This is a genomic window from Rubellimicrobium roseum, assembly GCF_006152145.1.
GTDB lineage: Bacteria > Pseudomonadota > Alphaproteobacteria > Rhodobacterales > Rhodobacteraceae > Rubellimicrobium > Rubellimicrobium roseum.
Genome location: NZ_VDFV01000004.1, coordinates 171,389 through 190,028 on the forward strand (window position 1 = coordinate 171,389; position 18,640 = coordinate 190,028).

Here is an 18,640-nt window from a genome sequence, read left to right on the forward strand (position 1 = left end):
GGGGGCCGGAGCCGGCGCCGCCGTCTGGGGTTCGGTGGGCCGCGGAGCAGGCGCCCGCTCCGGCCCGGTCGCCTCGGGAGGCGTCGGGGGGCTCGCAGGCGGCACGTCAATCGTCCGCGCCTGCCGGGCCTTCTCCTCGAAAAGCTTCCACGTCATGGGTCAGCCCTCCCCGCCGCAGTCGCGGAGACGCGCGAGGCGGCAGGCCATCTCCTCGCGCAGGCCGGCGAAGTCGATCTCGCAGGCGTTCCTCAGGCCCGAGTGCTTCTCGTGCCAGGCGTTGAAGCGCTCCTCGGCCTCGAAGGCGCGTTTGAGGGCGGTTTCCAGCTCGGCCGACTTCAGGCCGATGTCCTTGAGGGCGGTACCGTCGCCGTCCTCGGCCCGGTCCAGAAGCCGTGCGAGCGTGCGGCGGACCGAGCGGAGAAGCTGGAGGGTGTCGGTGAGGGTGTCCTCGATCTCCTGCGCGGAGAGGGTCGTGGGACGGGGGGTCATGGTATGGCCTTTCCTGCTCTTGTCGTTGACGCGGCCGGGGGAGTCCGGCCGGTACGATCAGGGTGCGGGAAAGGGGTGAACGGATTCTTAGAGGACCGAACGGTCCGTTTAACGAGACGTTAACGGGGCGGCGTATAGGCGGGACGATTCGGCGGCGCGCGACGGGGGTCGCCAAAAGGGGTCCTGCCCCTCGCCGCTATTAGGCGACCTGCCACTCGCGACCGTCCTCGCCGACCGGAGCTGCCCGGACGCCGGTCCGGGCGCGCGGTCGCACCGGGATGTCTGAAACCGGAACGAGGCGGGATCGGGCGCGCCCACGTGGGGGGCGGGCGCGGCCCTAGCCGTCCTGGCCTGCCTCGGCCTCGATCTGGCGCCAGCGGATGACGTTCTCGTTGTGCTCGTCGAGCGTCTCGGCAAAGGCGTGGCCGCCCGAGCCGTCCGCGACGAAGTACAGGTAATCCGTGGCGGCCGGGTTGAGCGCCGCCTCGATGGCCGGGCGGCCCGGATTGGCGATGGGGCCGGCGGGCAAGCCGTTGACGACGTAGGTGTTGTAGAGAACCTCGCCGTGCAACTCGGCCTCGGTCGCGCCCGCGATGTCGGATTCGCGGATCGGGCGGTCGAGGAGCCCCTGCCCGCGCGTGATCCCGTAGATGATCGTGGGGTCGAACTGGAGTCGCATCCCCTGCTCGATGCGGTTCACGAGGACGGAGGCGACGATGGGCCGCTCCTCGGGAATCGCCGTCTCCTTCTCGACGATGGAGGCGAGGGTCAGGGCTTCCTCGGGCGTGTCGAAGGGGAGCCCTTCGGCGCGGTTCTCCCAGGCCTGGGCCAGGAACGTTTCCTGCGCGGACTGCATCCGGGCGATGACATCGGCCACGGGCGTGCCGGGGGTGATCGCGTAGCTGTCGGGAGCAAGCATTCCTTCGGCCGGGACCTCCTCCACGTCGCCTTCGAGCACGTCGAGCGCGTTGAGGGCCTGCACGACCTGCCAGCTTGTCACGCCTTCGGCCATGACGACGCGGTAGGTCGTGTCGGATTCGGCCTTCACCTGCTCGTAGGCGGCGGGGATCGGGTCGAGGCCCGGCTGGAACTCGGCCAGTTCGGTGAAGCCGTCGCCGGCGAGGTCACGCTCGCGCACCTCGGCCAGGGTGCGGGCGACGCCGATGCGGTAGACGACCTCGGTCCCGCAGGTGGAAGGGCCGCCTTCGGTCACGATGGCGGTGATCTCGTCCATCGAGGCGGAGGCGGGGATCAGGAAGCTGCCCTGCTTCTCCTGCCCCGAACGTTCGGTGTAGTCGGCACCCAGGCGGAAGACCGTGGGCGAGGCGATGGCGCCGCGCTCGGCCAAGTCGTCGCTGATCCGGCGCATGGTGGCCCCGGCGGGAACGCGAAGGCAGATCGCCTCGGCCAGGGGGCCCGGCGCGGAATACTGCTGGACGCCCCAGGTGACGAGGCCCGCGAGGAGGAACAGGCCCACCGTCAGGAAGGTGAGCGCGTTCGCGGCGACGTGCCGCCACATCAGGCGCGGGCCCCGGAGATCACGCCACGGCCCCGAGCACGAGCGAGGCGTTGGTGCCGCCGAAGCCGAAGCTGTTGTTCACGGCGATGCGCACGTCGCGGCTCCGCGCCGCGTTGGGGGCGAGGTCCACGGGCGTCTCCACCGCGGGCGTGTCGAGGTTGATCGTCGGCGGGCAGACCTGGTCGCGGATGGCGAGCATGGCGAAGATCGACTCGATCGCCCCGGCGGCGCCCAGGAGGTGCCCGGTCATCGACTTGGTCGAGGACATCGTGACCCTGGAGGCGGCGTTGCCCATCAGGCGCTCGACGGCGGCCAGTTCGATCACGTCGGCCATCGTGCTGGTGCCGTGGGCGTTGATGTAGTCGATGTCGGCGGCGGCGATGCCGGCATCCGACAGCGCCATGCGCATCGCGCGCTCGGCCCCGTCGCCATCTTCGTTGGGGGCGGTGATGTGGTAGGCGTCGCCCGACAGGCCGTAGCCCAGCACCTCGGCGTAGATCTTCGCGCCGCGGGCGCGGGCGTGCTCGTATTCCTCCAGCACGACCATCCCGGCCCCCTCGCCCATCACGAAGCCGTCGCGGTCGGCGTCATAGGGGCGGCTGGCCTTGGTGGGGTCGTCCTTGCGCTTGGTGGAGAGCGCCTTGCAGGCGTTGAAGCCGGCGATGCCGATCTCGCAGATCGCGGCCTCGGCGCCGCCCGCCACCATGACGTCGGCGTTGCCGTACTTGATGAGCCGCGCGGCGTCGCCCAGCGCGTGGGCGCCCGTGGAGCAGGCGGTGACGACGGCGTGGTTCGGGCCCTTGAAGCCGTAGCGGATCGAGACCTGCCCGGAGATCAGGTTGATGAGCGCGCCGGGGATGAAGAAGGGCGACACCCGGCGGGGGCCCTTTTCCTTCATCAGGATCGTGGTGTCCTGGATTGACTTGAGCCCGCCGATGCCGGAGCCGATCAGGACGCCGGTGCGGTGGCGGTCCTCCTCGGTCTGGGGGACCCAGCCCGAATCCTCGATCGCCTGCTGGGCGGCGGCGACGCCGAAGAGGATGAAGTCGTCGACCTTCCGCTGCTCCTTGGGCTCCATGTAGCGGTCGGCATCGAAGGTGCCGTCCGAGCCGTCGCCGCGCTTGACCTCGCAGGCGTAGTCCGTCGCGAGATGACTCGCGTCGAACTGCCTGATCGTGCCCGCGCCCGACCGGCCCGCGAGAAGACGGCGCCAGGTCTCCTCGACCCCGTCCGCAAGGGGGGTCACGAGGCCGAGGCCCGTCACGACGACACGACTCATGGGATCTCCTCCCGGAAAGTTATCGGGCCGGGTTTAGCCGTGGGCAGGTGCGGGCGCAACCTTCCGGGGAAGAGCGGGCGGGCCCTGGCCCTGTCCGCCAAACGGAAAGGGGCGGCGCCCCGTCCGGTGCGCCGCCCCTTCGATGCCGGTCCGAAGGCCCTTACTGAGCTTCGGAGATAAACTTGACCGCGTCGCCGAAGGTCTGGATGGTTTCGGCGGCGTCGTCGGGGATCTCGATGCCGAATTCTTCCTCGAAGGCCATGACCAGCTCGACGGTGTCGAGCGAGTCGGCGCCCAGGTCGTCGATGAAGGAGGCGCTCTCGGTCACCTTCTCCTCTTCCACGCCCAGATGCTCCACCACGATCTTGCGCACGCGATCGGCGACGTCGCTCATTAAGTCAATCCTCTCGTCCTGGGCCGCGGCCCGTCTGTCTGACCAGTCAGCCCGACGCGCCCCTGAGGCCATGCCGGGCCACGGGCGCGGCAGCGTGCCGGCCTGTGTCGGCGGGGGTCATAGCAGAGATTTGATGCATGGCAAACGCTTTCGCCCGGAGCCGGGCCGGTCACGCAGGGGCCACCGCACCGCCGCACCTGGGTCTTGGCCCTGCCGTCACGTCGCCATCATCGCGGAACAGAAGGAGGCATGATCCGCATCGCCCTTCTTGTCCTTGTTCTGACGATCATGCCGGGCTTCCTGCTGTGGCTGGTCGTTGCCGCCTCCATGACGGGCAGCGTCATGGTGGTGCGCGGCGCAACCCTGATGCTGGAGGCGAGGGCCCGCCCGCTGGCGACCTGAGCGCCGTTGCCCCGACCCCCGGACCACGGCAGAAGCGCGCCGGCCGGGGGAACGCAGGAGGGCAACGATGGGCGATCTGGCGGAGCGGCTGACCGGCTGGTGGCCCTGGGCCGCCGCGGTCCTGCTCCTGCTGCTGGCCTGGGGCGCGCTGCGGCGGCGTCCGGGGGACGCGCGGCTGGAGCGCGCGCGCGAGCAGCTTCGGGTCGTGCAGCGCAGCGGGTTCGAGCGGGTGCCGCTCCTGAACCGCGAGGAGGCGCGGCTCCTGCCGCTGCTGGAGCGGGCGGCGGGGCGGCATTGCCGGGTGATGGCGCAAACCACGCTGGGCGAGGTGATCCGGCCCGCGCGGGGCGCGGGGCCCGAGGCGCAGGCGGCGATCAACTCCAAGCGGATCGACTTCGCCATCGTGGACGGGCGCGGGCTGATCGTCTGCGCCGTGGAATACCAGGGCACGGGCCACTGGCAGAACCATGCCGAATGGCGCGACGCCGTGAAGCGCGAGGCGCTGCGGCGCGCGGGCGTGCCGATGGTCGAGGTCTTTCCCGACACGCCCGAGGCGGAGGTCGTGCGCGAGGTCCGGCGGGCGCTGGAGGGCTGACCCGCCGCCTTGTCAGATCATCGCCATGCCGCCGTTGACATGAAGCGTGGCGCCCGTGACGTAGCCCGCCTCGGGCGAGGCGAGGTAGAGGACGGCGGCCGCGATCTCCTCGGGCGTGCCCATGCGGCCGGCGGGGATCTGGCCCAGGATGCCGGCCTTCTGGTCGTCGTTGAGCTTGTCGGTCATGGCGGTGGCGATGAAACCGGGGGCCACGCAGTTCACGGTGACGCCGCGGCCCGCGAACTCGGCGGCGAGCGCCTTGGACATGCCGACCATGCCCGCCTTGGCGGCGGCGTAGTTGGCCTGGCCCGCGTTGCCGGTGGCGCCGACGATCGAGGAGATGTTCACGACCCGGCCCCAGCGGGCCTTCATCATGCCGCGGATCGCGCCTTTGGTCAGGCGGGCGACCGAGGTGAGGTTCACCGCGATCACCTTGTCCCAGTCGTCGTCGGACATACGGATGAACAGGTTGTCGCGGGTGATGCCCGCGTTGTTCACCAGGATGTCGATGCGGCCCATCGCCTGCTCGGCCTGCTTGGGCAGCTGGGCGACGGCCTCGGGGTCGGACAGGTCGGCCGGAAGGACGTGGACGCGCTCGCCCAGCTCGGCGGCGAGCTGCTGGAGGGGTTCGAGCCGGGTGCCGTGCAGGCCCACGGTCGCGCCCGCGCCGTGCAGCGCGCGGGCGATGGCGGCGCCGATGCCCCCCGAAGCGCCGGTAACGAGGGCGGTCTTGCCGGAAAGGTCGAACATGGGGGGTCCTTATGCTTGGAGCGAGGCGGCGGCGGCCTGCGCCTCCTCGGGGGTGCCGACGTTGCGGACGGAGATGCCCGGCGCGGTGCGGCGGATCATGCCGGAGAGCGCCTTGCCGGCGCCGATCTCCCAGGCCTCGGTGACGCCGGCCTGCGCCATCCAGGCGACGGATTCGCGCCAGCGGACCGAGCCCGTCACCTGCCGCACGAGGAGGTCGCGGATCAGGGCGCCGTCCTGGATGGGCCCTGCGATCACGTTGGCGACCAGCGGCACCTGCGGATCACGGATCTCGACGGCGGCCAGCGCCTCGGCCATCGCTTGGGCGGCGGGCTGCATCAGGGCGGAGTGGAAGGGCGCGGAGACGGGCAGCAGGAGCGCGCGCTTGGCGCCACGGCCCTTGGCGATGCTGACCGCGCGCTCGACGGCCTCGCGGGTGCCGGAGACGACCACCTGCGCGGGGTCGTTGTCGTTGGCGGCCTGGCAGACGCCACCCTCGGCCTGCGCTTCCTGCGCGACCTGGGTGGCGGCCTCGAAGTCGAGGCCGAGGAGCGCGGCCATCGCGCCCTGCCCCACGGGCACGGCGGCCTGCATCGCCTCGCCGCGCAGGCGCAGCAGGCGGGCGGCATCGGACAGGCCCAGCGATCCGGCGGCGCAGAGGGCGGAGTATTCGCCAAGGCTGTGGCCCGCGACATAGGCGGCGACCGTGACGCCCACGCCTTGGGATTCGAGCGCCCGCAGGGCGGCGATGGAGGTCGCCATCAGCGCCGGCTGTGCGTTGCGGGTGAGCTGGAGCGTCTCGGCGTCGCCCTCCCAGATGAGCTGCGAGAGGTTCTCTCCCAGCGCCTCGTCCACTTCGGCGAAGACGGCGCTCGCGGCGGGATGGGCCTCGGCCAGAGCCTTGCCCATGCCCACGGTCTGGGCCCCCTGCCCCGGAAACACGAAGGCGCGCATGATCCTGACCCTCCCTTTGGCGTGCTGCGCTGTTTAGGCGCAGCCGCCGGGGCCGGCAAGGCGGGGCGTCAGACGCGGGGGCGGCCGCCCGGCCCGGCAAGGCGGGGCGTCAGAGGCGGGGGCGGCCGCCCGGCCCGGCAAGGCGGAGGTCGTGCTCGATGCACCCCCGGAGCGCCTGAAGGGCCGGTTCGGGGCCCCGCGCGATGCAGAGGCCGTCCTCGCAGCCGCGCTGGTGCAGCATGAGCGCCCTGACCTGGCCCCGACGCTCGATGTGAAGCGAGACGGCGGGCTGGCTGGCGCAGCGGCCCTGCGCGGCGGGCCCGACTCGGTGATGGGCGATCTGGCGCAGCTCGCCCCGGGCCAGGTTTACGTGGAACTCGATCACCGTGCCCCGCAGGGCGACGTGCAGAAGCACGGCCGCCGCGAGCACGAGGACGATCGCGGAGGCCACATGGGCCAGGGTGAAGGCCTCGCCCGGCGTGGGAAGCGAAACCAGGGTCAGGGCCGCGGCGACGAAGGCCACGGCCAGGGTCCCGACCAGGCCGCGCGTCACCTGGAGGAGGATGGGCGGCCCGTCGGACCGGCGGACCAGGGTGCCCCAGGGTGTCTGGCGAACGACGAAGGGGGGCTCGAACTCATTAAGGTCGCACATATCGCTGCTCATGTCGGCAACCTTCTTGTTGGACCTGCTTACAGTCCCGAGAACTACCGCATAAGTTGTGTCCAGAAACGGGCGCTCGCGCGGCGTCGGGGCGGAGGGCCGACAACACGCCGTTGCCGGGGCGCGAACGAACCAAGTGGCCCTTGTGCGAGTTGAGGACCTCTGTATAAGGCCCCATCCTTCCGCGAGCCATCAAACCGGCGCAACCTCTCGTGGGACGGGCGCGGAAGGTTCGCCCCTCCCTATGAAGTGCGCAGCAACGAGGAGCGAACATGCCTCTCTACGAGCATGTCTTCATCGCCCGTCAGGACCTGTCCAACGCGCAGGCCGAGGCGCTGATCGAGCATTTCGGGACCGTCCTGGCCGACAACGGCGGCAAGGTCGTGACCAACGAATACTGGGGCGTCAAGACGATGTCCTACAAGATCAACAAGAACCGCAAGGGGCACTACGCCTTCCTGCGCTCGGATTCGCCGGCCGCCGCCGTGACCGAGATGGAGCGCCTGATGCGCCTCCACGAGGACGTGATGCGCGTGCTGACCATCAAGGTCGAGAAGCACGAGGACGGCCCCTCGGTCCAGATGCAGAAGCGCGACGAGCGCGAAGGCCGCGGCGATCGCGGCGACCGGGGCGACCGGCCCCCGCGCGAGGATCGCGGCCCCCGCGAGGACCGTGGTGACCGTGGCGGGTTCTCCCGCGACCGTCGTTGATCTTTAGGAGGACATGACAGATGGCCACCAAGCCCTTCTTCCGCCGCCGCAAGTCCGATCCGTTCGAGGGCAAGGACGCCCCCGTGATCGACTACAAGGACACGCGCCTGCTGCAGCGCTACATCTCCGAGCGGGGCAAGATCGTCCCGTCGCGGATCACCGCCGTCGGCGCCAAGAACCAGCGCAAGCTCGCCGCGGCGATCAAGCGCGCCCGGTTCCTGGCGCTCCTCCCCTACGCCGTGAAGTGAGGCCACACCCATGCAAGTGATCCTTCTGGAACGCGTGGCCAAGCTCGGCCAGATGGGCGAGGTCGTGAAGGTCAAGGACGGCTACGCCCGCAACTTCCTCCTGCCCCAGGGCAAGGCGCTGCGCGCGACCGACGCGAACGTCAAGAAGTTCGAGCAGACCAAGGTCCAGCTCGAGGCCCAGAACCTCGAGACCCGCAAGGAGGCCGAGGCCTTCGCGCAGACGATCGAGGGCCAGACCTTCGTCGTGATCCGCTCCGCCTCGGACGGCGGCGCGCTCTACGGCTCGGTGACGACCCGCGACGTGGCCGAGGCCGCGACCGCCGGCGGCTTCACCGTCGACAAGCGTCAGGTCATCCTGAACGCCCCGATCAAGGACCTGGGCATCCACCCGGTCACCGTCCGCCTCCACCCCGAGGTCGACGCCGCGATCAGCGTGAACGTCGCCCGCTCGCCCGAAGAGGCCGAGCTGCAGGCGTCCGGCAAGACCGTGCAGCAGCTCGCCGCCGAGGCGGAAGCGGCCGCGGAGTACGAGATCGGGCAACTGTTCGACGACATCGGCGGGGCCGCCCAGGACGAGTGATCGTCCGGCGCACCGCAAGGCCTGGGGGCCGCTCCGCAAGGGGCGGCCCTTTCCGTATCCGTCCGACGGGTGGTGACGCAACGCCACCGTCGCCAAGACGTCAACGCTTTGTCACCCTGCGCACGCAAGGATCGCGCCAGCCGATCCGGCCCAGCTTGCAGGGAGACACCCCCATGAACATCCGACTCAGCCGACGCGGCTTCCTCGCGGGCTCGGGGAGCCTGATCGCGCTCCATCCCTTCGCGGTCCGGGCGCAGGAGGGACAGGCGCATCTGCGCATCATGGAGACGACCGACCTCCACGTCCATGTGCTGCCCTACGACTACTACGCCGACAAGCCGATGGACACGGCAGGCCTGGCGCGCACCGCCCGGCTGATCGAGGAGGTGCGGGCCGAATCCGCCAACTCGCTCCTTCTCGACAACGGCGACTTCCTCCAGGGCAACCCGATGGGCGACTACATCGCCTACGAGCGCGGGATGCCCGAAGGCTCGGCGCATCCGATCGTCGAGGCCATGAACGTGCTGGGCTACGACGCGGGCACGCTGGGCAACCACGAGTTCAACTACGGGCTCGACTTCCTGACGGCGGCCCTGGCCACGGCGGGCTTCCCGATCGTCTGCGCCAACGTCGTGACCGAGATGGGCGAGACGCCGGACCGGGACACGACGCTGGTGCCGCCCTACGTCATCCTGGACCGGACCATCCGGGACGGCTCGGGCGCCGAGCATCCCATCCGCGTGGGCCTGATCGGCTTCGTCCCGCCGCAGATCATGGAATGGGACCGCCAGAACCTCGACGGCCGCGTGATGGCGCGCGACATCGTCGAGGCGGCGCAGGCCTGGGTCCCGGTGATGAAGGCAGAGGGCGCGGACCTCGTGGTCGCGCTGTCGCATTCGGGCATCGACGGGACCCCCTACGCGCCGGGGATGGAGAACGCCTCGGTGCCGCTGGCGGGGGTCGAAGGGATCGACGTGCTGCTGACCGGGCACCAGCACCTCGTCTTCCCCGGCCCCGACTTCGAGGGCGTGGAGGGCGTGGACAGCGCCGCCGGCACCATCAACGGCAAGCCCGCCGTCATGGCCGGCTTCTGGGGCAGCCACATGGGCCTGGTCGACCTGCTGCTGGAGCGGACGGCGGAGGGCGGCTGGCGCATCGCCTCGTTCGAGGTCGAGGCCCGGCCGATCTACCTGCGCGACGAGGAAGGCGAGATCACCCCGACCGTCGAGGACGCCCCGGAGGTGGTCGCGGCCGTCGAGGCGGAGCACGAGGAGACGCTGGCCTATGTCCGGCGCCCGGTCGGCAAGACCGACGCGCCGCTCTACAGCTACTTCGCGCTGGTGGCGGACGATCCGTCCGTGCAGATCGTGTCCAACGCCCAGACCTGGTACATCGGCCAGATGCTGGACGGGACGCCGCACGCGGCCCTGCCCCTGCTGTCGGCGGCGGCCCCCTTCAAGGCGGGCGGGCGCGGCGGGCCGGACTACTACACCGACGTGCCGGTGGGCGACGTGGCGATCCGGAACGTGGCCGACCTTTACCTGTACCCGAACACCGTGCGGGCGGTGAAGATCACCGGGGCGCAGGTCAAGGACTGGCTGGAGCGCAGCGCGGGCATGTTCAACCAGATCACGCCCGGCGGGCAGGATCAGGTGCTGCTGAACCCCGACTTCCGGTCCTACAACTTCGACATCATCGACGGCGTGACCTACCGGATCGACCTGTCCCAGCCCTCGAAGTTCGACGCGGACGGCAACCTCGTGGCCGGGGACGCGAACCGGATCGTCGATCTCCAGCACGACGGACAGCCCATCGATCCGGCGCAGGAGTTCATCGTCGCGACGAACAACTACAGGGCCGAGGGCGGCGGCAGCTTCCCCGGCGCGGACGGGTCCACCATCGTGTTCGAGGGGCCGGACACCAACCGCGACGTGATCGTGCGCTACATCGTCGACCAGGGCACGATCAGCCCGGCGGCCGATGCCAACTGGGGCTTCGTGCCGATGCCGGGGACGACCGTGCTCTTCGACAGCGGTCCACGGGCGGCGGAGTACCTGGACGACGTGCCAGGGCTGTCCATCGAGCCCGCGGGCGAGGGCCCGGACGGCTTCGCGCGGTTCAGGATCAGCCTCTGACGACAAAGGGCGCCCCGAGGGGCGCCCTTTCCGCGTTCCGCCCTGCGGGCGGGGATCACTCCTGGTCGAGCGCCTCGACGGCGGTCTGGAGCTCGTCCTTGGTCGTGGCCTTCTCCTCGACCTGGGCCTTCTCGAAGATGTGGTCGATGACCTTGTCCTCGAAGATCGGCGCCTGGATCTGCTGGCGGGCGGCGGCGTTGTTCTGGATGAATTCGAAGAACTGACGCTCCTGGCCGCGGTACTGGCGGGCCTGCTGCAGGACGGCCTGGGTCAGCTCCGCGTCCGTGACCTTCACCTCGGCCTTCTGGCCCAGGTCGGCCAGGAGGAGGCCCAGCTTCACGCGACGGCGCGCGAGGCGGGTGTGCTCCTCGGTGGGCTCGATGTGGTCGTGGTTGTGGCCGTGGACCTGCGGGTTTTCCTCGTGCCAGAGCTGGTGGGCGATCTGCTCGGCCTCGGCCTTGACCAGCGACTCGGGCAGGTCGAAGTCCACCGACTCGTCGAGCCGGTCGAGCAGCGCGCGCTTGGAAACGGCGCGGGCCGCCCCCTTGTACTCGGCTTCCAGGCGCTCGCGCACCTGGGCCTTGAGCGCGTCGAGGTCGTCGGCGCCGAAGCGCTTGGCCAGGTCGTCGTCGATCGCGGCGGCCTTGGGAGCCTTCACGCCCTTGACGGTGCAGGTGAAGACCGCGGCCTTCCCGGCGAGATGCTTGGCGCCGTATTCCTCGGGGAAGGACACGTTGACGTCCTTCTCCTCGCCGGTGGTGACGCCGACGAGCTGGTCCTCGAAGCCGGGGATGAAGGAGTTGGAGCCCAGCACCAGCGGGTAGTCCGAGGCGGTGCCGCCTTCGAAGGCCTCGCCGTCGACCTTGCCGACGAAGTCGATCACGACCTGGTCGCCGGTCTCGGCGGCGCCGTCCTTGTCCTCGTAGGACTTGGCGGTGTCGGCGAGGTTCTGCAGCGCCTCGTCCACGGCGGCGTCATCGGCCGCGACGGTCAGGCGGGTGAGCTGGATGGCGCCCAGGTCGACGGACGGGACCTCGGGGAGCTTCTCGTAGGAGACCTCGACCACGACGTCGTCGCCTTCCTTCCAGTCCTGGTTGGTCATCTTGACCGCGGGCTGCATCGCCGGGCGGTCGCCGGACGATTCGAGATGCGAGGACACGGCGCCGTCGATGGTTTCCTGCATCGCCTCGCCCAGGAGGCGGGGGCCGTGCTGCTTGCGCAGGAGCGCCATCGGGACCTTGCCCTGGCGGAAGCCCTTCATGGCGACCTGGGGCTGGATCTCGGCGAGCTTGGCCTGGACCTTGCCGTCCAGCTCGGCGGCGGTGACGGTGACGGTGTAGCCGCGCTTCAGGCCTTCGTTCAGCGTCTCGGTGACTTGCATGTCCTCATCCTTTCGTCGGCGCGCGGGCGCCTCGTCGTCCTTTGGTGCGGGTGAAGGGACTCGAACCCCCACGCCTTGCGGCGCCGGAACCTAAATCCGGTGCGTCTGCCAGTTCCGCCACACCCGCGACGTAAAGCGGAGGAGAGGCGAGCCCTCCCCCCTTTCCGGCTGGCGCGGCTCCTAGCATTCCCCCCGCGCGGGGGCGAGAGGGAAAATCGCGCGGCTCCGGCGCGCGGAGAGGCGCGGCGGCGGGCGGCGCCGACCCGAGAGTCGTCGGCGGCGATCCGCCGCAGAGCCGGCCCGAATAGGCGCCTTCTTGCCGCCGCATTTGGCGTTAACAGTGTGGCCGTTCTGCCAGGAGAGAGCCTCCATGCGCCTCCACGACCTCCTTTCCCGGCCTGTCCAGCCGCTGACGCTGATGGCGGGGCTTGGCGCGGGCACGCGGCTGCGGACGCCCGACGGCGAGGCGGACGTGTCGGGGCTCCGGGCCGGGGATCGGCTGGTGACCGGGAATGGGGTCACGACGCTGCGGGGCGTCGAGGCGCGGGCGGCGCGGCTGGCCCCCATCCGCATCCTGGCCGGCACGCTGCGGCACGGGCGGCCCGAGGATGATCTTCTGGTGGGTCCGGCGACGCCGCTGCGGCTGGAGGGCTGGCGGGCGCGGGCACTGTATGGCCGCGCTCCGGCGATGGTGGCGGCGCATCGGCTGGTGGACGGCATCTATGTCGTCGAGGAGCCTCTGCGCGGCATGACGCTCTGGACTCTGGACCTGGACGGGCCGGCGGTCGTCTGGGCCAACGGGGTCGAGGTCGGGGTCTGAAGGGGGGCGCTGGCCGCCGCGCGCCATGGGGTGTCCAGGCCCGGAACGCGGCCGGGGATCAAAGGCCCAGTGCGCGGAAGACCTTGGGCAGCTCGTCCGGAAGATCCTCGGCGATGAGTCCGGGGCCGAAGTGGCGCGCGCATTCGACGTGAAGCCAGGCGGCGGTGCAGGCCGCGTCGAACGGCGCGAAGCCCCGCGCGAGGAGACCCGCGATGAAGCCGGCCAGCACGTCGCCCGAGCCCGCCGTGGCGAGCCAGGGCGCGGCGCGGTCGTAGACGGCGGCGTTGATGGCGGCGCGGCCATCGGGCGAGGCGATGACGGTGTCGGGACCTTTGAGCAGAACCGTGCAGCCGATCTTCTTCGCAGCCTCGCGGGCGGCGTCGATCTTGGAACAGGCCGGGCCGGTGGTCGCTGGCGCGTGCCAGCGCTCGGCGATCTGCGGGAACAGGCGCGCGAACTCGCCGTCGTGAGGGGTGAGGACGCACCGGTCGTGCAGCTTGGCGCGGAGGTCGGGGTCCTTGGAAAGCAGAGTGAGTGCGTCGGCGTCGAGGACGACCGCCCTGCCCTTCGTGCCCTCGCCGGGACGGGAGGCGTCAAGGAGCGCTCCGAGCAATGCTGCCTCACGGTCGGAGGTCCCAAGGCCGGGCCCTGCGGCGAGGGCGTTGAAGCGGGCGTCGTAGAGGAGGTCCGCCAGCGCCTCGGCGTCGCGGGTGCTGCGGAGCATGATCGCGTCGAGCCGGGCCGCGTTCTCCTGAAGCGCGCCGGGCGGGACGGCGAGGGTCACGAGCCCCGCGCCGATGCGGAGCGCCCCCCGGGCGGCGAGGCGGGCGGCGCCGCCACGACCGGGTCGGCCGGAAAGGATGAGGGCGTGGCCGTGGTTGTATTTGTGGCCGGCGCCCTTGGCGAGCGGGACCAGCCCCGTTCGCGGTCCGTCGATGACCGAAAGCCGTGTGCCTGAGCGCGACGAGGCAAGGCCGATATCCACGATCCGCAGCGACCCGCAGGCGTGTGCCCCCTCCGCGAGATAGTGACCGGGCTTGGCCGAGTGGAACGTGACGGTCAGGTGGGCTCGCATGTTCTCATGCCCGCCCGGCGCATCGAGCGGTGCGAGGAAGCGACCGCTGTCGGCCTCGAGGCCGCTGGGCACGTCGATGGCCACGACCCGAGCCGCGGGCCCTGCCCTCAGGTCCGACGCAGCATCGACGGCGTCGGGGCTGCACATCCGGGTCCACCGACCGATCTCATCGAAACCGATCAGCGGGCGCGTCAGACCGATCCCGAAAAGCGCGTCCACGACCAGCGAGCCCACCGGGTAGGCCGTCGCCTCCATCGGAATCGCAGAGGCTCCGGTTCTCTCCGCTCGGTGAACGGGCGCCATCGCGGCCCACCGATCATGGTTCGCCTTCGCATCCGGCGGGAGCTTCGTGGCGTCCCCGAACAGGAACACCTCCACCGCCCACCCCCGCTTCTTCAGCAGCCGCGCCACCACGAACCCGTCGCCGCCGTTGTTGCCCGGCCCGCAGAGGACCACCGCCTTCCGCGCGCCCTGCTCGATGTCGGGCCACTCCGCCAGGATCGCCTCCACGACGCCATGCCCTGCCCGCTCCATCAGTTCGAGCCCCGTGACCTCGCCCCGCGCGATGGCGTCCTGCTCCAGAGCCCGCATCTCCGCCGCTGTCAGGATCGCCGCCATCGCTTCCTCCCCCAGCAGTTTCCAAACTGCCCAATTTCGCGGCAACCCGCCCGCGTCCTGCGCAACCCGTCACCTTCCGCGCACAGCCCCCGGGCGAGCGGCCCGGCCCGGATTGCGGGACCCCGCCCCTCTCGTCATACCGCCCTTCGGGACACGGGGGAGCGACAGGCCGCCATGAAGAAGATCGAGGCGATCATCAAGCCGTTCAAGCTCGACGAGGTCAAGGAAGCCCTCCAGGACGTGGGCGTCCAAGGGCTCTCGGTCGTCGAGGTGAAGGGCTTCGGCCGCCAGAAGGGGCACACCGAGCTCTATCGGGGCGCCGAATATGTCGTGGACTTCCTCCCCAAGGTGAAGATCGAGGTCGTGCTGCCCGACGAGCAGGCCGAGGGCGCCATCCAGGCGATCCTCACGGCCGCGCGCACCGACAAGATCGGCGACGGCAAGATCTTCGTCTCCACCATCGAGCAGGCCATCCGCATCCGAACCGGCGAGTCCGGCGACGACGCGCTCTGAGCCTTCCGACACACCGGGCGGCGACGCCCCAATGGACAACCCCAGAGAAAGCAAAAGGGACATGGCCAACAAGCTTCTCGACCTCATCGCGCAGGAGGAGGCGGAGTACGTCGACATCCGCTTCACCGATCCGCGCGGCAAGCTCCAGCACGTGACCGTGGTCTCGGACCTGGTGGACGCCGACTTCATCGAGGAAGGCTTCATGTTCGACGGCTCGTCGATCGCGGGCTGGAAGTCCATCGACCAGTCCGACATGAAGCTGATGATCGACGCCGACAGCGCTTACGTCGATCCGTTCTTCGCGGAAAAGACCATCTGCGTGCACTGCAACGTGGTCGAGCCCGACACCGGCGAGCCCTACTCGCGCGACCCGCGCGGCACGGCGCTCAAGGCCGAGGCCTACCTCAAGGCGAGCGGCATCGGCGACCAGGCCTTCTTCGGGCCCGAGGCCGAGTTCTTCATCTTCGACAACGTGCGCTTTGCCGTGTCGATGCAGAAGGTCTCGTTCGAGGTCGACGGCGTGGACGCCGCCTGGAACTCGGACGCCGAGTTCGAAGCCGGCAACATGGGCCACCGGCCCGGCGTGAAGGGCGGCTACTTCCCCGTCCCGCCGATCGACGACGCGCAGGACCTGCGCTCGGAAATGCTCTCCACCATGAAGCGGATGGGCATGAAGGTGGACAAGCACCACCACGAGGTGGCCTCCACGCAGCACGAGCTGGGCATCATCTTCGGCACGCTCACCAAGCAGGCCGACGAGATCCTCAAGTACAAGTACGTCATCCACAACGTGGCGCAGGCCTACGGCAAGACGGCGACCTTCATGCCCAAGCCCATCGCGGGCGACAACGGGTCGGGGATGCACGTCAACATGTCGATCTGGAAGGACGGGAAGCCCCTGTTCGCCGGCGACAAGTACGCGGACCTGAGCCAGGAGGCGCTCTACTTCATCGGCGGCATCCTGAAGCACGCCAAGGCGCTGAACGCGATCACCAACCCCGGGACCAACAGCTACAAGCGCCTGATCCCCGGCTTCGAGGCCCCTGTGCTGCGCGCCTACTCGGCCCGCAACCGCTCGGGCTGCGTCCGTATTCCGTGGTCGGAATCGCCCAAGGCCAAGCGCGTCGAGGCCCGTTTCCCCGACCCGTCGGCGAATCCCTACCTCGCCTTCGCGGCTCTGCTGATGGCCGGCATCGACGGCATCAAGAACCGCATCGACCCGGGCCCGTCCTCGGACAAGGACCTCTATGACCTGCCGCCGGAAGAGCTGGCGCAGATCCCGACCGTCTGCGGCTCGCTCCGCGAGGCGCTGCAGGAGCTGGAGAAGGACCACGAGTTCCTGCTCCAGGGCGACGTGTTCACCCGCGACCAGCTCGAAGGGTACATGGCGCTGAAGTGGGAGGAGGTCTACGCCTTCGAGCACACGCCGCACCCGGTCGAGTACAAGATGTACTATTCCTGCTGATCCGCCTTCGGGCCGATCGACAGATCGAAGCAGGACAGGGGGGCGCTCCGCGAGGGGCGCCCCCTTCTCCGTCGCGCGCGGCCTGCGCGGCCATCGAGGCGCCGCAATCGAACCTGCTGCGTCCAACGGCTCGGCTGCCGTGGGGCAGGGCAAGAAGCCGCGCGGACGGGCCGGTATCCTTGCCGAAAAGCCACAACCCGCGCGTCGCGGACGGACGATCCCAAGAAAGTCACAATTTATCCGAACACCAGCCGCACTGAATGGGCAGAAAGTCGCCGATTACCGGATGAGGCAGTCCGGCAGGAGTGAAGAATGAGCAGTCGGCCCCAGGCACAGACCACGGTCGGTCACCTCGTCTATTCGGGTCTGCCCCCGCTCAACCTCGAGCGGCTGGCCGCGGACCTGAGCGCCTCTCTGAGCGGGCTCGACCGGACCGAGCAACGCATGACGCGTCTGGGCGATGACGGGGTCCTGATCGATCTGGGCGCCGCGCGCGTGGTCGTCGGCATCGAGCGGGCGCTCGACTCGGCCGGTGGCGCGGCGGTCACCGTGGCCGTGGGCTACGCCCCCGAGGCCGGCGAGGAGGACCGCCTCGCCAAGCGGCGCGGCGTGCTGGCGCGGCTCATCGCCGAGCGCATCTCGAGCCGGTATGCGCCCGTCGAGACCGTCTGGAACGACCTCGACGAGGCGGCGACGCCCGAGCTCGTGGCCCGCTGCACCGTGCGCCTGTCCGAACGGCGTCAGGCGGCGCTGGACGACAAGACGCAGCGCGCGCAGGCCCGCCGGTCCATGCCGCGCCACTTCGTCGAGCCCGCGGACCTGCCGCGCCTCGTGGCCCGCATCGACTCGACGCTGGCCGCGCGCCGGTCCGTCGGCGCCGAGGCCATGGCGGTGGACGGGGCGGCTTACCTGCCGCCGCTGGACCTGTCGGGTCCGGCCGGCACCGCGATCCTCGTCGGGGGCGGCGTGGGCCCGGTCGAGCGGTCTTCGGCGCCGCTGCGGCTGGCCGCGCACCTGATGGACGCGGTGCTGATGATCGTGGCCCTGCCCGTCGGCGCCGCCATGATGACCTACAGCCTGTCGCGCGGCGCCAACCTCACCAACAGCGCCCGCGCCCTCGCCCTCTGCAGCGCGAGCATCGCGCTTCTGGAGAGCATGGGCGGCCTCGGCAATCTCGAGAAGCTGCTGGGCGTCGGGATCTGACCGACACCTCTCCGGAATGCCGGAGGGGCCCATTACCTGCCCTGGACCTGTGGAAACTCCGCAGGCGGCCGGTCGCGTGGCCGCATGACGGGCCCACGTGGCTCCGATCCCCGCGAGACCTCAGGCACGATCGGCCCACCTCAAACGCAGAACGGCCGGGCGCGGGGCCCGGCCGTTCGAAGGCGTCGTGCGCCGGTTGCTCAGCCGCGGGCCGAGCCCACCAGCTTCCAAGCGGCGGGCAGCAGGATCGCGGCCAGGCCCAGCTTCATCGCGTCGCCGATCAGGTAGGGCGTGAGGCCCCAGACCATCGTCTGCTCCCAGACCGAGACGTAGGCGGTCGGGTCAAAGGCGCCCGAGGCGATGATATGGTGGATCCAGGCGACCCCGGGGACGTAGACGGCGACGTTGCCGAGCAGCATCGCGAAAGCCATCCAGCCCACGTTGCGGTCCCAGCCGCGGCGGGCCAGCGCGCCCAGAAGCACGGTGGCCAGAACGTAGCCCACGAGGTAGCCGCCGGTCGCGCCGCTCATGTAGGCCCAGCCGAACTTCTCGGCCGAGGAGCCCGCGAAGATGTCGGCGCCAAGGAGGCCCAGCGCCATGTAGCCCAGGATCGTCACGAGGCCCAGACGTGGCCCGTAGGCCGCGCCCACGGCCAGCACCGCGAAGGTCCCCATGGTCACCGGCACCGGCGAGGGCCACATCGGCACCTGCGTCTTGGCCGCGAGCGTGAGCCCCGCGATCCCCAGCGCCACGAACATCGCCTGCCGCGCCAGCCGGGCGGTGCTGCCTTCCCTCGCGCCGACCTCGGCCAGGACGGGCCAGGCGGCGTGCGTTAGTCCTTGGGCCATTCGT

The 18,640-nt window shown here is 70.4% G+C and carries 20 protein-coding genes and 1 tRNA gene; 10 read left to right on the forward strand and 11 right to left on the reverse strand.

The genetic code is table 11. The annotated features are described in order from the left end of the window. Positions 1-159: 159 nt before the first annotated feature. The 4 genes from FHG71_RS06115 to FHG71_RS06130 all read right to left on the reverse strand — a co-directional run bounded on the left by FHG71_RS06115 (position 160) and on the right by FHG71_RS06130 (position 3,681). Positions 160-489, reverse strand: a complete 330-nt coding sequence (locus FHG71_RS06115) for a hypothetical protein (RefSeq protein WP_139080737.1) — start codon at positions 487-489, stop codon at positions 160-162. A 337-nt stretch (positions 490-826) separates the two neighbouring features. Further along, positions 827-2,008, reverse strand: coding sequence for an endolytic transglycosylase MltG (gene mltG / locus FHG71_RS06120; RefSeq protein ID WP_139080738.1), 1,182 nt, complete (start codon positions 2,006-2,008; stop codon positions 827-829). Positions 2,009-2,027: 19 nt separating this feature from the next. Then, positions 2,028-3,287, reverse strand: coding sequence for a beta-ketoacyl-ACP synthase II (gene fabF / locus FHG71_RS06125; protein WP_139080739.1), 1,260 nt, complete (start codon positions 3,285-3,287; stop codon positions 2,028-2,030). Between the two features lie 160 nt (positions 3,288-3,447). Continuing rightward, positions 3,448-3,681, reverse strand: coding sequence for an acyl carrier protein (locus FHG71_RS06130; RefSeq protein ID WP_139080740.1), 234 nt, complete (start codon positions 3,679-3,681; stop codon positions 3,448-3,450). 249 nt (positions 3,682-3,930) lie between these two features. Here FHG71_RS06130 and FHG71_RS23450 point away from each other — a divergent pair, with 249 nt between their 5' ends. Together FHG71_RS23450 and FHG71_RS06135 are read left to right on the forward strand one after the other, a co-directional pair. After that, positions 3,931-4,083, forward strand: coding sequence for a hypothetical protein (locus FHG71_RS23450; protein ID WP_176559307.1), 153 nt, complete (start codon positions 3,931-3,933; stop codon positions 4,081-4,083). Positions 4,084-4,150: 67 nt separating this feature from the next. Continuing rightward, a complete protein-coding gene (locus FHG71_RS06135) occupies positions 4,151-4,678 on the forward strand; it encodes a DUF2726 domain-containing protein (protein ID WP_139080741.1) in 528 nt (175 codons plus the stop codon). A gap of 12 nt (positions 4,679-4,690) precedes the next feature. Here the strand turns inward: FHG71_RS06135 and fabG are convergent, their stop codons facing one another. From fabG to FHG71_RS06150, 3 genes are all read right to left on the reverse strand, one after another. Beyond that, positions 4,691-5,428: a 3-oxoacyl-[acyl-carrier-protein] reductase gene (gene fabG / locus FHG71_RS06140; protein WP_139080742.1), complete on the reverse strand. Its 738-nt coding sequence runs from the start codon at positions 5,426-5,428 to the stop codon at positions 4,691-4,693. A 9-nt stretch (positions 5,429-5,437) separates the two neighbouring features. Continuing rightward, positions 5,438-6,379, reverse strand: coding sequence for an ACP S-malonyltransferase (fabD, locus tag FHG71_RS06145; protein WP_139080743.1), 942 nt, complete (start codon positions 6,377-6,379; stop codon positions 5,438-5,440). A gap of 109 nt (positions 6,380-6,488) precedes the next feature. After that, positions 6,489-7,043 (reverse strand): hypothetical protein, encoded by a 555-nt coding sequence (locus FHG71_RS06150; protein WP_139080744.1) that lies wholly within the window; start codon positions 7,041-7,043, stop codon positions 6,489-6,491. A gap of 269 nt (positions 7,044-7,312) precedes the next feature. Here FHG71_RS06150 and rpsF point away from each other — a divergent pair, with 269 nt between their 5' ends. The 4 genes from rpsF (at position 7,313) to FHG71_RS06170 (ending at position 10,713) form a co-directional block, all read left to right on the forward strand. After that, complete coding sequence (gene rpsF, locus FHG71_RS06155; protein ID WP_139080745.1) at positions 7,313-7,750, forward strand: 30S ribosomal protein S6; 438 nt, start codon at positions 7,313-7,315, stop codon at positions 7,748-7,750. Positions 7,751-7,770: 20 nt separating this feature from the next. Then, the gene (gene rpsR / locus FHG71_RS06160; protein WP_139080746.1) at positions 7,771-7,998 is read left to right on the forward strand and encodes a 30S ribosomal protein S18; all 228 of its coding nucleotides are present in this window, start codon (positions 7,771-7,773) and stop codon (positions 7,996-7,998) included. A 10-nt stretch (positions 7,999-8,008) separates the two neighbouring features. Beyond that, positions 8,009-8,578, forward strand: a complete 570-nt coding sequence (gene rplI / locus FHG71_RS06165; protein ID WP_139080747.1) for a 50S ribosomal protein L9 — start codon at positions 8,009-8,011, stop codon at positions 8,576-8,578. 173 nt (positions 8,579-8,751) lie between these two features. Further along, positions 8,752-10,713, forward strand: a complete 1,962-nt coding sequence (locus tag FHG71_RS06170; protein WP_139080748.1) for a bifunctional 2',3'-cyclic-nucleotide 2'-phosphodiesterase/3'-nucleotidase — start codon at positions 8,752-8,754, stop codon at positions 10,711-10,713. 55 nt (positions 10,714-10,768) lie between these two features. Here the strand turns inward: FHG71_RS06170 and tig are convergent, their stop codons facing one another. Then, entirely contained in the window at positions 10,769-12,094 is a 1,326-nt protein-coding gene (gene tig, locus FHG71_RS06175; RefSeq protein WP_139080749.1) for a trigger factor, read from the reverse strand. A 42-nt stretch (positions 12,095-12,136) separates the two neighbouring features. Then, positions 12,137-12,221, reverse strand: a tRNA-Leu gene (locus FHG71_RS06180). A gap of 243 nt (positions 12,222-12,464) precedes the next feature. Between FHG71_RS06180 and FHG71_RS06185 the strand changes: the two genes are divergently transcribed. Then, entirely contained in the window at positions 12,465-12,914 is a 450-nt protein-coding gene (locus tag FHG71_RS06185; RefSeq protein ID WP_139080750.1) for a Hint domain-containing protein, read from the forward strand. Positions 12,915-12,972: 58 nt separating this feature from the next. Here FHG71_RS06185 and FHG71_RS06190 read toward each other — a convergent pair whose 3' ends face one another. Continuing rightward, a complete protein-coding gene (locus FHG71_RS06190) occupies positions 12,973-14,607 on the reverse strand; it encodes an NAD(P)H-hydrate dehydratase (protein ID WP_139080751.1) in 1,635 nt (544 codons plus the stop codon). 174 nt (positions 14,608-14,781) lie between these two features. On the opposite strand from FHG71_RS06190, the gene FHG71_RS06195 reads away from it, so the two are divergent. The 3 genes from FHG71_RS06195 (at position 14,782) to FHG71_RS06205 (ending at position 17,788) form a co-directional block, all read left to right on the forward strand. Further along, on the forward strand, positions 14,782-15,120 hold the full coding sequence (locus FHG71_RS06195; protein ID WP_139080752.1) for a P-II family nitrogen regulator: 339 nt from the start codon (positions 14,782-14,784) through the stop codon (positions 15,118-15,120). Between the two features lie 61 nt (positions 15,121-15,181). Then, on the forward strand, positions 15,182-16,585 hold the full coding sequence (gene glnA / locus FHG71_RS06200; RefSeq protein ID WP_139080753.1) for a type I glutamate--ammonia ligase: 1,404 nt from the start codon (positions 15,182-15,184) through the stop codon (positions 16,583-16,585). A gap of 312 nt (positions 16,586-16,897) precedes the next feature. Then, a complete protein-coding gene (locus FHG71_RS06205) occupies positions 16,898-17,788 on the forward strand; it encodes a hypothetical protein (protein WP_139080754.1) in 891 nt (296 codons plus the stop codon). Positions 17,789-17,988: 200 nt separating this feature from the next. Here FHG71_RS06205 and FHG71_RS06210 read toward each other — a convergent pair whose 3' ends face one another. Next, a complete protein-coding gene (locus FHG71_RS06210) occupies positions 17,989-18,636 on the reverse strand; it encodes a biotin transporter BioY (protein ID WP_139080755.1) in 648 nt (215 codons plus the stop codon). Positions 18,637-18,640 lie beyond the last annotated feature (4 nt).